General features: G+C 45.2%; 14 protein-coding genes. 2 read left to right on the top strand and 12 right to left on the bottom strand.

The window, feature by feature from the left end; translation table 11 throughout:
* Positions 1 to 74: 74 nt before the first annotated feature.
* Positions 75 to 1,634 (bottom strand): methyl-accepting chemotaxis protein, encoded by a 1,560-nt coding sequence (locus R7093_RS02575; RefSeq protein ID WP_017635256.1) that lies wholly within the window; start codon positions 1,632 to 1,634, stop codon positions 75 to 77.
* Positions 1,635 to 2,182: 548 nt separating this feature from the next.
* Complete coding sequence (locus R7093_RS02580) at positions 2,183 to 3,259, bottom strand: nickel/cobalt efflux protein RcnA (protein ID WP_085569321.1); 1,077 nt, start codon at positions 3,257 to 3,259, stop codon at positions 2,183 to 2,185.
* Positions 3,260 to 3,394: 135 nt separating this feature from the next.
* Here R7093_RS02580 and rcnR point away from each other — a divergent pair, with 135 nt between their 5' ends.
* A complete protein-coding gene (gene rcnR / locus R7093_RS02585) occupies positions 3,395 to 3,667 on the top strand; it encodes a Ni(II)/Co(II)-binding transcriptional repressor RcnR (RefSeq protein ID WP_005375370.1) in 273 nt (90 codons plus the stop codon).
* A gap of 266 nt (positions 3,668 to 3,933) precedes the next feature.
* Here rcnR and R7093_RS02590 read toward each other — a convergent pair whose 3' ends face one another.
* The 6 genes from R7093_RS02590 to ltnD form a co-directional block, all read right to left on the bottom strand.
* Entirely contained in the window at positions 3,934 to 5,427 is a 1,494-nt protein-coding gene (locus R7093_RS02590) for a GntP family permease (protein ID WP_047101717.1), read from the bottom strand.
* The gene (gene denD, locus R7093_RS02595) at positions 5,427 to 6,386 is read right to left on the bottom strand and encodes a D-erythronate dehydrogenase (protein WP_017635260.1); all 960 of its coding nucleotides are present in this window, start codon (positions 6,384 to 6,386) and stop codon (positions 5,427 to 5,429) included. The genes R7093_RS02590 and denD overlap by 1 nt, the downstream gene beginning before the upstream one ends.
* 61 nt (positions 6,387 to 6,447) lie before the next feature.
* On the bottom strand, positions 6,448 to 7,224 hold the full coding sequence (otnI, locus tag R7093_RS02600) for a 2-oxo-tetronate isomerase (protein ID WP_005375365.1): 777 nt from the start codon (positions 7,222 to 7,224) through the stop codon (positions 6,448 to 6,450).
* Positions 7,224 to 7,871 (bottom strand): aldolase, encoded by a 648-nt coding sequence (locus R7093_RS02605; RefSeq protein ID WP_005385078.1) that lies wholly within the window; start codon positions 7,869 to 7,871, stop codon positions 7,224 to 7,226. Before R7093_RS02605 ends, otnI begins: the two co-directional genes overlap by 1 nt.
* 11 nt (positions 7,872 to 7,882) lie before the next feature.
* Positions 7,883 to 9,139, bottom strand: a complete 1,257-nt coding sequence (gene otnK / locus R7093_RS02610; RefSeq protein ID WP_213903501.1) for a 3-oxo-tetronate kinase — start codon at positions 9,137 to 9,139, stop codon at positions 7,883 to 7,885.
* A 25-nt stretch (positions 9,140 to 9,164) separates the two neighbouring features.
* Positions 9,165 to 10,073 (bottom strand): L-threonate dehydrogenase, encoded by a 909-nt coding sequence (gene ltnD, locus R7093_RS02615; RefSeq protein ID WP_005375356.1) that lies wholly within the window; start codon positions 10,071 to 10,073, stop codon positions 9,165 to 9,167.
* 274 nt (positions 10,074 to 10,347) lie between these two features.
* Between ltnD and R7093_RS02620 the strand changes: the two genes are divergently transcribed.
* A complete protein-coding gene (locus tag R7093_RS02620; protein ID WP_005375354.1) occupies positions 10,348 to 11,106 on the top strand; it encodes a DeoR/GlpR family DNA-binding transcription regulator in 759 nt (252 codons plus the stop codon).
* Positions 11,107 to 11,284: 178 nt separating this feature from the next.
* Here R7093_RS02620 and R7093_RS02625 read toward each other — a convergent pair whose 3' ends face one another.
* From R7093_RS02625 to R7093_RS02640, 4 genes are read right to left on the bottom strand one after another with little or no spacing between them, the layout of a single operon-like run.
* On the bottom strand, positions 11,285 to 13,039 hold the full coding sequence (locus tag R7093_RS02625; RefSeq protein WP_411913245.1) for an ABC transporter permease subunit: 1,755 nt from the start codon (positions 13,037 to 13,039) through the stop codon (positions 11,285 to 11,287).
* Positions 13,040 to 13,043: 4 nt separating this feature from the next.
* Positions 13,044 to 14,558, bottom strand: a complete 1,515-nt coding sequence (locus R7093_RS02630) for an ABC transporter substrate-binding protein (protein WP_047101724.1) — start codon at positions 14,556 to 14,558, stop codon at positions 13,044 to 13,046.
* Positions 14,548 to 15,396, bottom strand: coding sequence for an ABC transporter ATP-binding protein (locus tag R7093_RS02635; RefSeq protein WP_009698234.1), 849 nt, complete (start codon positions 15,394 to 15,396; stop codon positions 14,548 to 14,550). Before R7093_RS02635 ends, R7093_RS02630 begins: the two co-directional genes overlap by 11 nt.
* 20 nt (positions 15,397 to 15,416) lie before the next feature.
* Entirely contained in the window at positions 15,417 to 16,178 is a 762-nt protein-coding gene (locus R7093_RS02640) for an ATP-binding cassette domain-containing protein (RefSeq protein ID WP_080960086.1), read from the bottom strand.
* Between the last annotated feature and the right edge of the window lie 29 nt (positions 16,179 to 16,207).

A 16,207-nucleotide genomic window follows, 5' to 3' on the forward strand; every position in this document is an offset into this window, starting at 1 on the left:
AGACTCGATTTTTTCAAATAAAAAAGCCAGCAATTAACATTTACTGGCTTTTATTAAAGAGGGTCAGTTGGCGTTTAGATTCTAAACGCTCCTACGTGACGATCGAGTGTTCGCGATAGCTCCGCGAGTTGTTGACTTGATTCTTCTAGTTGCTCACTCGCTGTTAGCGCACTTTTCACTGAGTGGCTGACGGTATCCATGTTCATATTAATTTCGTTTGCTACCGTTGATTGCTGTTCTGTTGCGGTTGCTACTTGAGTATTGATATCTGAAATAGTCGTCACTTGTGCAGCTATTGCTTCTAAAGCCTGTCGAGCTAACTCAGTTTCTGCCGTTCCTTCTTCAATAAGAGTCTTACTATTACTCATTGAATTCACCGCACTTTGAGCTTCAGTTTGTAGCTGGTGAATCATATTGTCAATTTCATCGGTAGAATGAGCCGTTTTAGTCGCTAGGTTGCGAACTTCATCAGCGACTACTGCAAAACCTCGGCCGGCATCACCAGCGCGTGCCGCTTCGATAGCCGCATTGAGAGCCAATAGATTGGTTTGCTCCGAAATACCTCTAATCACCTCTAGAATACTACCAATCGACTGAGTATTTTCAGCAAGACTCACGATAATGTTGGAAGTGCTGTTCATCTCGTTTTCAAGATTAGTCATCGCCGTTTTGGTTCTTTCTAGCGTCGTGTAGCCATCTTGCGCTTCATTACTTGCTGCACTCGCAGCATTTGCCGCTCCGGCAGCATTGGAGGCAATTTCATTGACCGTCGCAATCATTTCGTTCATGGATGTGACAACCAGCATGGTTTGCTCGTTCTGCTCTTGCCCTCTTGTGAGCGCTTGTTGAGATTGCCCACGCAAAGCGACAGCTGAACTATTAAGCTCCACACCAGTATTTACAACTTGTGTAATAATCTCATGTACTTTCCCAACAAAAACGTTGAAAGCAGAAGAAATTTGCGCGACTTCGTCATTACCTTTCGCTGGCAAACGAACGGTTAAGTCTCCGTCTCCTTTTGAGATGTCTTGTAGAGCGTCTTTAAGCGCAGAAAGCGGTCTCATCAGTTTATTTAGCAGAAGTGACAGAATCAAAACACACATAACGAAGATCGCCACCATAGAGATCAACTGGTAAGTAATAATTCCATTCGTCGCTTGGCTCACTTCGGTAATAGGAATACCGATATCAAAAGTACCGTATAACTGACCATCCACATAAATTGGTGCCATGATGTCAAACACCCATACTTTCTGGACATCGGCATACCACTTTGAGTACTGTTGAACACCTCTCGTCGCGCCTTCAACAGTATATTCATCGTTATAGGTTTTGTTCAGCTTGTGCTTATCACTGTGGGCTACTGCCGTTACGTTACGGTCAATTACAACGGCATAACTCACGTCTGAACGTTGTTTCAGCCCCTCAACAAGCGATTGTAAATCTTGCATTGGATTGGCTGAGTTCTCCAAAATATAACTCGCATTTCCCGCTAGAAACTCAGCTTGAACTTGGGATTTGTTTAAGATGATGTCATCGATTTTCTGACTCGAAATTAGGTACGTTGATGCCATACTCGCCACGACAGCAATACCAAACATGGCGCAGACTGCTAATAAGATGATTCTTTTCATTATAATTGTCTCAATACAATTCAATTGATGCTCATTAATCGAGCGCTAAGCCTTTCTTCTCCAAAACCAACCAAACTGCATTTTGGGTCTGTTTGGCAGAGCAAGACATAACTTTATAACTATGTATCTGCTTGGTTCCCGATTACTTTAGACAGAAGGAAAAAAAGTCTTCAAAACGTCACATTTCTACGAGGTTTGGCGAAGGGACGAGTACGCAAAAGGAAACGTTTGCATAGTTAAATTTAACTATGCGACCAAATTGGTATCGAACATTAAAGAAAAGAGTGCTAATTAGCGTTTTGCCGTCGGGAGCGCTGTGGTCAGTGCTCCCGTTTTATCATTTAGTATCTCAGGTTCAGATATTAGAGCCACAATCGCAGCGGTTGTAATCCGAGATGCTTGGTGAAGCGAGAATGACTTGGTTTGTAGATATGGCAGCGATGTCAGATCGAGTGATTCTCAATCAAGAATCGGCAGCAAAATATGCAAACCCAGGCATTAAGCCATTGCCCATAAAAAAGAAAGGAAAAAAATCTTTACCACAGAGTTTAACTTGTCAGCGATATGTATCCATGCATACCCATGTACAAACCAACTGCACTGATCAAGACGCCCGATAAGTAAGGAGCTCGACGTGCAACATCATTCAAACCGCTCCATTTAGATGTCGCTTTTTGCACGCCCACTGCTGCCACAACGCCAACAGCAACCAGAGTCAAGGCTAAGCCAATACTGAATGACACAACTAAAGTCGCACCAAGAGTCATTGCCTTAAGCTGCAAACAGATAAGCAAAACCGTTACCGCAGCAGGGCATGGAATCAAACCGCCCGTTAATCCAAACAGCAGAATTTGCCCATTCGTCACGTCTCGATTCTCAAAGCGCTTTTGAATGTCTAAAGCGTGAGCGCGCTCGTGAGCATCTTGATATTCCTTATCTTCGCTTTCTAAATGAGACCCAGGACGGAAATGTACATCAAAGTCATGGGTATGATCATGGTGCCCGATGATCAAAGTGACAGAAAGTCCATTAGAGACTTCAATGCAAGACGCCGATTCCAAGTATCCATCACGCTCTATAAAGTGATAAATATCAGCAGGTTGATAACCATCACTCGATACCGAAACCTTGATACCTTCAGCAGTTAAAGGTTTACCGCTGAGTGTTCGCAACTGGAAACGGTGATGCTCCCCTTCCTCTGTAATCGAAAGCGAAACATGCCCATGTCCTGTATCCACAACTTGCGTCGTCCAGTCGCGAGCATGATCCTGAGCTTTGTTCCAAGCTCGCTCATCGCTCCATGTCCGCCAAAACATCCATACGCCGGTTGTCACGATAATGACCCCAGAGATAAGTTGCATCCATGGTTCAGCCGCTTCAGCGGTGAATTTCTGGCTAATATACATCCCGCCAACAGCGATTAACCATACAATTGCAGTGTGAGAAAGTGTGGCAGCTAAACCTAGCATCACGGCTTGTTTGACCGTTCCTTTCACCGCGACAATGAACGCCGCCATCATCGTTTTAGAGTGCCCAGGTTCTAAACCATGCAAGGCGCCAAGCAAAATGGCACTGGGAATAAAGAACCACCCATTACCTTGTTGTAGTAACGCGACAAAATCCATTGTTGTTCTCTGTTGTTGATTCTAATTTATCGCAAACTATACTCCCCCCTAGTATTAAATACTACCCCCCAGTATAAATTGAGTGCTACATTATCAGTTAGAATAACTCGGCCCGTAACTTAAAGAAGATAAGACATGTCGCATACAACCAGAGATCAAAAGAAGCTCAACACTCGAGTCAGTAAAATACAGGGTCAGGTGAATGGACTTAAAAAAATGCTGGAAGAAGAGCATGAATGCCAAGATGTGTTGCAGCAGATTGCCGCTATTCGGGGAGCAGTAAATGGTTTGATGCGAGAAGTAATTAAAGGTCACTTACTTGAGCACGTTGTACTTGAGGAAGACAAAACTCAACGTGAAAAAGATATGGAAGTCGTATTAAAAGTACTGGACTCTTATATAAAGTAACCCTACTTCGCTAGAGTAAAGTCACTAGGGTTAAACTCGAATAGATCCTTTATAGGTAATCGCTTACTAAGCGGGAAATAACAATTCCATTTCATATTGATTAAGTTGAAAGTGGAACCTATATCGGTTCGAGTTAAATAGTTTATTTATAAGAACTAAAACGGCCCAAACATAGGGCCGTTCATATTATTAACAATCTCTAAACCATCTGATAAAAATACATGTTGTGATAGGCTTTTACTTTATGGAAGAGTACAAGTAAACCTTTATACCTCTTGTAATTCGACGTGCTTAGCGCTGTAAGATTTTGTAAATGCGACACATCCCAAAAGTACAGCAAGTGGTAACACGGGATCAAAGATTGAACCATGAGATCCGAAGAATAAGTTAAGAATCATGACTAATGAACCACCAATAGCCCAAGCAATTGTTGTTGGAATAGTCCAAATAATGAGTTGTTTCTTAACCTCAGTCACCCCCATTAGTCGATTAACAATATGGAATAGCGAGTCATTAAAGTAGCCAGCAAATAGAGATCCCATCGTAGCTGCCGTCGCTGCGAATAAAAGGTTAACGTCAGGAATATTTACTAAAACTGGGGCAGATATAGAAGCAGCGGTTATCATGGAGACTGTACCAGAGCCCTGAATAATACGAACTAACGTCGCAATAATAAATGGAATCATAACCGCAGAAATAGGAAGCCCTGCAACTTGGTTAGCAATCTCTGCGCCCGCACCCGTTTCACGCAATACGGCACCTAACGCGCCACCAGCTCCTGTTACTAACAAAATGATGCCACAAGTGGAGATTCCTTGTTCCATCTTTTCATTCGCTTCTTCTTTGGTAAGGTTATTACCCAATGTGTAAACCGCTAATAACGTCGCTATTGATAGTGCAATAGTAGGGCTGCCGATAAAAGCGATAAATTGACCAAATGTTGTTGCAGTCAGCCCTTCGAAACCGAAAGTCCCCTCTAATAAACCCATCACTGATTTCGCAAGTATAAGTAAAATAGGGATAATAATTGGAGCGATAGATTTACTTAAAGATGGTAGGTCTTTCGCTTCTTTACTTGCAATGTACTCTTTGTGATCATTAATCAATTGCTCACTAGACTTCGAGAAATGTTCGGTTGGAATGAATTCAGGAAACTGCTTTTCTAACCATCTTGCATACCAAACAATACCTATGACACAAGGCGCTGCGATCATCAAACCAAAACCTAACATGCTGGCAAGATCGACACCAAAGATACCAGCAACGCCCAAAGGCCCTGGAGTCGGCGGAATAGCATGATGCGCTACGACCAAGCCGCCCGCCAGAGCAACCGTAAGCGTTAAAATCGAGCGATTGGACGTTTTTGACAAAGACTTCGCAATTGGATAAAGAATGATAAGCGCGCTATCCACAAAGATTGGGATGCTAACAATATAGCCAGTTACAGCAAGAGCGGCCTCTTCTTTCTTTTTTCCTAACCACTTTATAAAATTATAGGCAATACTTTCTCCTGCTCCAGAAGCCTCTAAAATAGCCCCCATCATAACGCCGAGACCGATGACAATCCCTATACCGCCTAATGTTCCACCAAATCCTTTGCTAACGGTCGCAATCGTGTCGTCAACACTTAACCCACCAATAATACCTGCGATACATGCCGCAATTAACATCGCAATTAACACATGTACTTTTGTACGTAATACAAGAAAAACAAGGACTGATACGGCTACTATTAGTCCAATTACTGAGGTTGGTAACATTAGACAATCTCCATATTGTTAACAGAAATAAATTGTTGTAATACATCCTTGAAATTACTGTCTGCTTTAAATCCAAGCTCCAGTTCTTTAGTACAATCAATTTTTTGTGGCCAACTACTCACAATACGATCAATACCCGCATCATGCTCATAAGTAATATAATTAGAAAGTTGTTTACCCATTAGAGTGTCCATTGTTTGAATCATCTCAGCTGGTGTAGTTTGAATACCAGGTAAATTAAGCGTTCTATAGGACAGATTATTTAACTGCTCATAAGGCATTAGCCCTGCATACTGAATATTGTCAACCACTCTAGACGGGCTCGATATCCAAAGTTTTAGCGTAGGGTCTACAGGACAATTTGATTCTTGAGCATTCAAAGGCTCACGAATAATTCCGCTTACGAAAGAGCTAGCGGCAAGGTTTGGTTTCCCAGGGCGAATACAAATAGTCGGTAAACGTACGGATACAGCTTTAACAAAGCCTTTACGGGCATAGTCGTTCACCAATAACTCACCTATGGCTTTTTGCGTCCCGTAGGATGACTGAGGATGAAGTGCTGTTATTGGTGTAATCGTTTCCGGAAGATCACCACCAAAGACAGCTAAAGATGAAGCAAACGTAAAACGAATATTAGGGTTTACTTTACGGCAACGCTCAAGCAATAACTGTGTGGTCGTCAGGTTTACAGCTACACCTAAATCAAAATCTTGCTCAGCATGGCTCGATACAATTGCCGCTAAATGAAAAATGTGTGTCGTTTCGGCAGTAATAACTTGGTCTATATTTTCTCGTTTTGTCATATCCATGACTAAAGAAACGACTCGGTCATCAATGCCCTCTAAGCGCGACTTTTGAATGTCGACAATAGTAATACTTTCAGCTTTGTTTTCTTTTAGTAGTGATTTGGCAAGTAGGGTTCCGAGAAAACCCGCCCCTCCAGTTATGATAATATTCATAGTCACGACCCTTTGTTTTTGTAATTAGTTTCAAGTTATTTATGGATAGAAATTAAAATTGTTATAGGTATGGTTTAACCCAACTAAGGCCCAGCTGCGTGCTATGCCTTGGGTTGTATTCACAACCGATCCAGCCTTGGTAACCAGAGTCATCCAAAACATTGAATAGGTGTGGGTAATTCAGTTCGCCTTCCGATGGTTCGTGCCTTTCAGGCACAGAAGCAATTTGAATATGGCCTGTGTATGGCGCCACATCGCGAATCAACGTACTCAGATCACCGTCCATAATTTGTGCGTGATAGAGATCGAGCTGCAATTTCACGTTTGGACGAGCCACTTGTTTGATGAGTTCCACCGCTTCACGTTGATGTGCAACAAAGTAGTTCGGTACATCACGATTGTTGAGTGGCTCAATCATCAGCTCAACACCATGTTCGGCAAACTTATCCGCTGCATAACGAATGTTTGAGATAAAGGTTTCAATATGCTGATCACGAGTGAAGCGTGAATCAACAATGCCAGACATAGCGTGAACCTTTTTACAGTTCAGTGCCTTGGCGTACATCAGCGCAGTCTCGACGCTCGTTTTAAATTCATCCTCACGCCCCGGAATAGCTGCAAAACCTCGTTCACCTGCATCCCAATCACCTGGAGGCATGTTGAATAACGCTTGCTCAAAACCAAACTGCTGTATCTTGCTTGCTAGTTCTTGCGCTTCGAATGCGTATGGGAAAAGGTATTCCACCGCTTTGAAGCCCGCTTGGTGTGCTTTTTCGAAACGATCTAGAAAAGGAACTTCTGTGAATAACATTGTCAGATTTGCCGCGAATTTAGCCATTACTTACCTCTCCCTTTTAGGTCTTGAATCTCAGTATCCGTTAAGTAGCGGATGTTGCTGTCTTTAAGAATGAACGCTAGCTTCGCTGTCTCTTCTAGCTCTTCTGCGTTATCCACTGCATCTTCAAAGTCCGTACCCGTGATCACTGGACCATGGTTCGCCAGGAGGAAAGCTCTGTAGTCACTAGCCCGCTGCGCAAGTTCTTCAGCAATCTGAGGGTCGCCCGGGCGCAGGTACGGAATCACTGGCAGTTCGCCAATGCGCATTACAAAGTAAGGTGTGAAAGCTTTGATGGCATTCTCGCGATCTAGACCTTCAAGACAAGAAAGCGCCGTCAAGTAAGTAGAATGCAGATGCACAATCGCATTACACTTTGAGTTATTTCGATAAATCGCCAGATGAAAAGCGACTTCTTTTGATGGCTTTTCACCAGAGATATGGTTGCCATCAATATCCACAACCGAAAGCTCTTCAGCAATCAAGCGGCCGAACGAGGAACCAGTTGGCGTTGCCAGAAAGTGTCCATTAGGCAGCTTTAGAGAAAGGTTGCCAGCGCCGCCAGTCGCATAGCCACGTTCAAACATAGAGCGAGCCATAGTGACCATTTGCTCTCGCAGTTGTTGTTCTGTCATCAATTCTTTATTCATCACAACCTCACCTATTCAAAAAACGACTGTGCTTTGGCAAAGAAGTGTTCATCGCCGAAGTTGCCCGATTTCAGAGCCAAAGAAAGCTCGCCTTCAAGTGACTTCACCCAAGGTACACCAGGTGCGATTTGAGGACCGATATGAAAACCTTTTACGGCTAGGCTTTGGGTTACAACCCCTGAGGTTTCCCCACCCGCAACGATGAAATTTTTCACACCGTGCTGCTGAAGTTTAACTGCAAGTTGGCTAAAGAACTGTTCAACCGCGTGACTTGAAGCATGCGCGCCAAACTCTTGTTGAATCGCTTTTAACGCCGCTGCATCTGCGGTTGCGTAAACCAGTGGTGCGAACTCGCTTTCGATGTTGGTCATGACCCAATCAAACACTTGATTTGAGTAGTCTTCTTCCGTCAGACACGCCTTCACATCAATAGCAAAGTGTGGCGCTTTTTCTTTGTAAACAGCGACCTGTTGGTTGGTCATGACAGAACAAGATCCAGATAACACAACGGTTGGTGCCTTTTTAGGGTTCCCCTCTTGCTTCGCATCACTTTGATCTTCAAGGTTCTCTATCCAGTTCTTAGCAATACCCGCAGCCAAACCAGAACCACCAGTTACCAGTTTTAGAGACTTCGCTGCTTGGCCAAGTGTGACGAGATGCTCTGCATTGAATGCATCAACCACTGCGTAGCGGTTGCCTTGTACTTTTAGCTCTTCAAAGCGCTCAATTACCGCTTTTGGACCTTGTTCAATTATTTGGAAGTTCACCAGGCCAGATTTGCCTTGAGATTGAGCATCCATCATACGAACTAGGCTTGAATCAGTCATTGGTGTCACAGGGTGATTACGCATACCTGAGTCGCTTAGCAAGTCTTGGAATACAAATAGATGGCCGTTGAAAACTGTGCGACCATTCACTGGTAATGATGGGCATACAATGGTGAACGCTTCACCTAGCTCTGCAAGCAGTGCATCCGTTACAGGACCAATGTTACCTTCTGCTGTGCTGTCAAACGTTGAGCAGTACTTGAAGTAAAACTGCTGACAGCCATTTGCTTGCAGCCACTTAAGCGCTGCTACTGAATCCTCGATTGCCTCATCTACAGGACAAGAGCGAGATTTAAGACTGATCACGACCGCATCTGCGTTTACATCAATCTCTTCTTTTGGAATACCGTTAAGCTGAACTGTGCGCATGCCGTTTTCTACAAGAAAACCTGCGATGTCTGTTGCGCCAGTAAAGTCGTCTGCGATAACGCCTAATAACATCATTTTTTCTCCGTTTTACGTGCGCTTATTTCTGTTTGTTTTCTACACCTGGAAGCTCAATACCATCAAAAATCTTGATAACGGCACTGTCGTCCTCCTGCCCAAAACCAGCATTGCTTGCACTCAAAAACATGTTTAGTGCTGTGCTTGATAGAGGAAGTGGAAATTTGAGATCTTTTGCTGTGTCCGATACGAGGTTTAAATCTTTCACAAAGATGTCGACCATAGATTTAGGGGAGTAGTCACCATCAACTACATGCTTCATGCGGTTCTCAAACATCCAAGAGTTACCCGCTGCATTCGTCACCACGTCGTACATCAGGTCAAGAGGAATGTTTGCACGTGCCGCTAATGCCATTGCTTCAGCACCAGCTGCGATATGAACACCTGCTAGCAATTGGTGGATAATCTTCACAGTTGCGCCTAGGCCAATCGCTTCACCGATGTTGTAGACTTTAGCTGCCGTTGCGTTGAGTACTGGTTCAAGTGCATCAAATGTGCTTTGCGCTCCCGACGCCATAATAGTCATCTCACCTAATTCTGCTTTTGCAGCACCACCAGATACCGGTGCATCAAGCATCACAAGATTGTGTTCTGCCAATTTCGCTTCAATTTGTTTTGCGTCTTCTGCTGAGATGGTTGCTGAAACCATTACTGGCGTATTCGGCTTAAGCGCTGTAGCAAGACCGGTTTTGAACAAGACCGTGTTAACTTGAGCTGCGTTCACAACAAGAACTAGAACCGAATCAAGCTTATCTGCAAACTCAACTGCATTTGTAGAAACAGCTTTTGCACCGAATGAACCTAACTCTTCAAGCGCTTGAGAATTTAAATCGAAACCATAGACATCTAGGCCTGCACGCACACATGACTTTGCGGCGCCCATTCCCATAGAGCCTAAACCGATAACACCTACAGATTGAACTTCACTCATAAAAACAATGCCTTCTGGTCTATTAAACTTTGTTAATTCTTGTTTGGTTGATGTGATTATATGTGAAGATTAATACTAAGACCTCGCTTTGAATCACATTTTTTCACACAAATTAACAATGTCGTGATATATACCTCTTTATGGGCAGAGATATTCCGAGCAGTTAACACAAGCGAAGGCTGTTCTTACAACGTTGAGAACATAATTCACAGATATTCACAACAAATGAAAAGATTGGTAGGATACTGAAAAACAAGAATATAGAAGTGAAACTATGATCCCAGCAGAACGTCAAAGAACCATATTATCCCTGTTATCACATCAAGAAGTGTTAAGCATTTCAGATTTAACCGACCACCTTGGCGTATCACATATGACCATTCGTCGTGATATCGTGAAGCTTGAATCCTCAGGTAAAGTCGTTTCTGTTTCTGGTGGAGTGCAACTCGCTCAAGCTCTACATTCCGAACTTTCCCATGATGCGAAGGTCGAGCAACAAGCGGATGAAAAGATTCAAATTGGTAAGCTGGCGGCTACGTTAATTGGTCAAGACGCTACGATTTACTTGGATGCGGGAACAACCTCTCTAGAAATCGCCCATCAAATAGCAAATCGTAATGATCTTTTAGTGATCACCAATGACTTCTCTATTGCTGCTTTCCTTATGACGCACAGTGAATGTGAGCTTTACCACACAGGGGGAAAAATTGACCGCGAGAACCAATCCACCATTGGAGGAAAAGTCGCAGAGTTCTTGAATGGGCTAAATATTGATATCGCCTTTATTTCGACTTCATCTTGGAGCTTGAAAGGCTTATCAACACCTAATGAAAATAAAGTTCTCGTTAAAAAAGCAATCATCAAGGCGGCACAAACCAATTATCTGATCTCAGACTCAACTAAATACGGTCAGATAGCGAGCTTTCATGCATTAGACATCGAGCAATTGGACGGAATTATTACCGATCGAAACCTATCCGAAGTGGTCACTCAAGAATTAACGGATAAAGGATTACGTGTGTATAAAGAGTAACACTACCTAAACATCTGAGTTCGCGTAACTTTTATACTCGTTAATTTATAGGTGCTTCCAATATACATAGACCGTGCTGTGTACTTTCTGGCAGAAAACACATCCTTTTGTTTTCTAAATTACCAAATTACTGATTACATCTGGGATATGGAAGCTCACTTCACTTTATCGCTGCTCGTCACTTGTCATCAAAAATCAAATTCACCGCAATTGCCATCAAAACTAAGCCTGAGATTGGTAGCAAGACACCCAATGGTGAGCGCTCTATGTAAGGCAAGTTTTCAGCAATCAATAAGCCCCACTCAGGTTCTGGCGGCTTAACGCCAAGTCCGATAAAACTCAGAGACGTCAGGCTGAGCGTAATGTATGGCAAACGCAGAAACGCGTGACGAATCAATGGCGGCAGCACATAAGGCAACAAGTAGTAACGAAGTACTCGCCACTGACTGGTTCCCCAAATGGGCGCAAGATGCGTGTAAGGCTGCGCTTTGGCTTCCATCAACAAGCTCGCACAGTGCGCCGCTAATGGTGCCCATGACACCATAACAATCGCAATCAAGGCACTGTTTGGGTTCATCCCCGTTAGACCCGCAATCAGCAGACCCGCCACAATGTATGGCACACCTTTGGTGATCTCAATTAAGCCTTGGCTATAACGAGTCACGAAGCCGAGCAGCAAACCAATCACCAAACTGAGGAACGTTGCGATGATGCCCATTTTGATTGTCGACATCATACCGCCGCCAACACGAGCAAGCAGATCTCGCCCGACCGCATCGGCACCAAACGGTGCTGCTAAGCTTGGCGATTCAAGGCGGGTAAATTGGATGGTGTAAGGATCGCGCATTAACGCCCATCCCGCACAACCAATCAGCAAGGCAAAGATTGTCGCACTGACGATACGTTTGGTGGTGCTTTTGGTAAAACGGAACGTACTGTGACTGCTGATCAGCTTGCCACTTGTGACACTGTGCCCGAGTAACCAACGTTGCAATAAGATGCTCGCACTGCTGATCAACATCGAGAACACCAGCAACACCAACAAGCCACCTTGCAGCATAGGCAGATCTTGTGACTTCGCAGCGCCTAAGATTAGTCGTCCGATACCCGGAATGGAAAACACTTGTTCCACAGCAACCGCGCCGCCGGTTAAACCAATCACCGTCATTGCGATTTGAGGAATCAAGTTACTAACGGCACGCCACAAGGCAAAGCGTAAGATTTGAAACTTACTGACGTTCGCCGATAACCAAGTGATCACCCAAGGTTCATCTAATACACGCTTGAGGCTGTCATTGAGCAAGCGCCCGAACAAACCAGCAGCAGGCAATGCCATTGCCAAACTGGGTAGCCAGAGGTTTTGCACGCCTTGCCAGCCATAAGGCGGGAACCAACTCAACCAAATGGAAAACACCATGATCAGCAGTGAAGCAATCACGTATTCCGGCAGTGAGACCAACACCGAACTAAGCGTGTCATGATGTTTGTCTAAACGATTCTGTTGCCAACGACGCACGGTGTAAAGCACGCTCGCCATGCACATTACAAATGCCATACCTAACGCTGTAAGCATCAGTAATAGTGACGTTTTTGCGGTTTGTTGAACGCTCTCCATCACGGGTGCGCCACTCACCCAAGAGACACCTAAGTCACCTTGCATGGCAAGCGTCAACCAATCCCACAGTCGCTCAGCAGCGCTGCGGTCAAGTTGAAGATCTTCTCGAATTGCTTGCAGAGCTTCTGCCGTCAGCAATTGTTGAGCCCCCGCACGGGCACGGAGGATTGATTGGCTTGGATCGATACCGGCAATATCCGGCATCAAACCCACCAGCACAACCACTACCCCGAGTGACAGGAAGCGCGACAAAAAACGTGTAAACCACTCAGGCATACAAGCGCTCCAACGAGAGCGCATGTTGGCAACAGACGACATCGAGTTAGTTCACCTCAGTAAACTGGTCGATCAGGCGACGCTCACGTGGGTCACGTTGTGCATTCTTCACGCGGTCACTCTCACCTTGGATTACACGCTCGTGAAGCAGTGGAATCACAGCGTATTGCTCAAGGATTTTGCTTTCTGCTTCGATGATCGCTTGTTGGCGTTTCTCACCCAAAGGCTGACGATCAGCGTGTTTCAATGCTGCGTCCACTTCTTCAGAGCAGAACTGACCTAGGTTGTAAGAACCTTTACAGCTAAAGTCACTTTGCATGTACGCCACTGGGTCACCAGAATCCAGCACCGTTGCACGTGACAACAAGAACGCATCGAACTTACCTGCTAGTGCATCGTTTTCGATTTGTGCGTATTCACGAACATCTAGCTCAACCACAAAGCCAGCCGCTTCAAGTTGTTGCTTTAGCAGCACCGCTACTTCTGGCAACTCAGCACGGTCGGTAAATGTACCGATGGTGATCTTCTCACCGTTCGCGTGGCGCATTTCCATGGTTTCCATACGAGGGTTCGCATCACGAATTGGTTGAGCCCATGCCAATGCTGGACCTAACAGACCTTTCGCTGAATCGGCGTGGTTCTCGTAAACCGTTTTGATGATTTGCTCACGGTTAACCGCTTGAGCTGCTGCTTTACGCAAGCCGAACTGGCTAAACACATCTGATTTATTGTTTAGGTAAAGCGTGTTGGTACGCGGCATTGCGACTTCGTGCAGCTGTGAAGATTCCATCATCGCGATTTGCGAAACAGGAACGGCTTCCACTACATCCGCCTCACCAGTACGCAGTGCTGCAGCACGAGCAAAACCGTTTGGTACGTATTCAGCAAAGATACTGTCTACTTTTGCTTTTTCACCCCAGTAACCGTCAAAACGCTTCAGTTTTGCGCTGGTTGTCCCGTTGATTTCTGTCAGAACGAATGGGCCCGTACCTGCTTTGATTGGCACAACACGACCGTTTTCTTGATATGCAGCACCAGAAAGGATCGCTAGCTGTGGGCTAGAAAGACGGCTTGGCAACAGTGGATCGTTAAAGGTCGTTTTGATTTCAACAGTGAAGTCGTCCAATGCGCGAACTTGCCATTCGATACCGTCCAAGATGCGTGGTTTAGGTGCGGCATCTAATGCTTTTTGCAGAGAGTTCACGACCGCGTTGGCATCAAGGTCAGAACCATCGTGGAATTTCACGCCTTTACGTACCTTAAATTGCCACGTCATCGGGTCAACTTGTTCCCACTCTGTTGCCAGCATAGGCTCTGCTACCGACTGATCGTTTAGGTTCACTAGCGTTTCTGCCGTGCTCCATCGTGACAGTTTGAACGCGTCATCTGAAAGTGGTGACAAACCTGTGCGTGGTGGTTGCATCATGGCAACGCGAATTTCCGTTGCTTGCGGTGCAGCTGCTTTTTCCGCTTCTGGCTTACTTTCGCCAGAGTCAAAACAACCCGTCAGCAGTGCGCTTAAAGCCAGCGACAAAGCTAACTTGGGAGTACTAAGGTGCATAAGAAACCTCTCCAATGGTTTTTGTGAATTCATTACTTTTGTGTTGAGCGCTCATCAAGGCTCTCGTGATCAAGTGTGATGGGTTATTTGTCACGTTCTGTGCTGTGCCGTGCTCGACAACGCGTCCTTTGTCTAACACTAGGATTTCATCGCATAGGGTTTGTGCCGCATCGAGGTCATGTGTCACCAAAATCAGGCGCATCTGACGACTCTTTTGAATGCCTGCCAACAAGTCGAGAATCTGTTTACGACTGACGGGGTCTAGGCTGCTGGTTGGCTCATCGGCAACCAACACGCAAGGCTCAACAATCAAAGCTCTGGCGATAGCCACACGTTGAGCTTGCCCAACTGATAACTGCTGCGGGTTACGATCCAGCAATGTGAGATCCAAACCGACATCCGCCAAAACCTTTTCCACCTTCTCGTTAAGCTCTTGCGTCAAACCAATGTTGCTTAACGGCTCCAGTAAGATCTGGCGAACGGTGTAATACGGATTCAAGCTAGACTGCGGCTCTTGCGGAATCAGTTGAATGTGCTGACACAACTCTTGTCGCTGCTTAGCCGAGCTACGCGATAACGGATAACCACACACATACACTTCACCAGATGTCGGTTTACGAAGACCAAACAGAAGTTCAATCAAGGTCGATTTACCCGCACCAGACGGACCAACAATCGCAATGTTCTTTGTGTCGATAGCAAGATCCAATTGTTCGAGCGCTTTAAACGGTTTGCCCCCTAACCAACTTGGTTTGGAGTAATAGTGAACACTGGCTTGCTCAAAGCGAACTTCCGCCGATTTAGGCTGCGTGTGCCCGCTCAAGTTGTGCTTAGTCAAAATAGGCTCCAGAGATGAGGTTAAGGCAGCAGTTGCGCAAGTTGTTGGCAGAAAGGATGCGAACTTTGCTGAATGGCTTGCCATGGTGCGCCATAAGCCACCATGGTGTTGTCCGCAATCACCAAGACTTTGTCACACGCCAAAGCCGCAGATAGATCGTGCGTGATCAACAAACCACTGATGTTGCGTTGCTGAACACTACTGCGAAACAACTCAAGGATCTCCGCTTCGGTGATTGGGTCGAGCGCACTGGTGGGCTCATCAGCGATGATCAAGTTGGCACTACCAAGCAACGCAATCGCAATACAAATACGCTGACGTTGACCACCAGATAGCTGGCTTGGATGCTGCGCCAATGCTGCTTTTGGATCCGCAAATCCGAGTTGAGACAACAAGGTCGTCACCGTTTCTCGGTTTGCTGAAGACAAGCGCGTTTTGTTGCCCGTCAATGCCAAACACAGTTGTTGTTCGACAGACGCCAATGGATTCAGTGCTTTAAGTGCATCTTGGAAAATGACCGCAGGACGCTGAGATTGACTACGTTGCAGCATGGCAGTTTGTGTGACTTCACTGCTGTTAAGCTGGATACTTCCGTCTACCCAAATATCAGACGGCAAAAAACCTGCGACGGCTTTCGACAACATGGATTTACCAATGCCGGAAGGTCCCATAATGGCAAGAACTTCACCTTGAAACAGCTCAAAAGAAATGTCTTTGAAGAGTGTGCGTTCTGAGTCTGTAAGGCTGAGATTATTAACGGAGAGTATTGGTCGAGAAATCACGGCATCAAAATAAATGTAATAATATAACA

It is taken from the genome of Vibrio sp. 1580, from assembly GCF_033340055.1.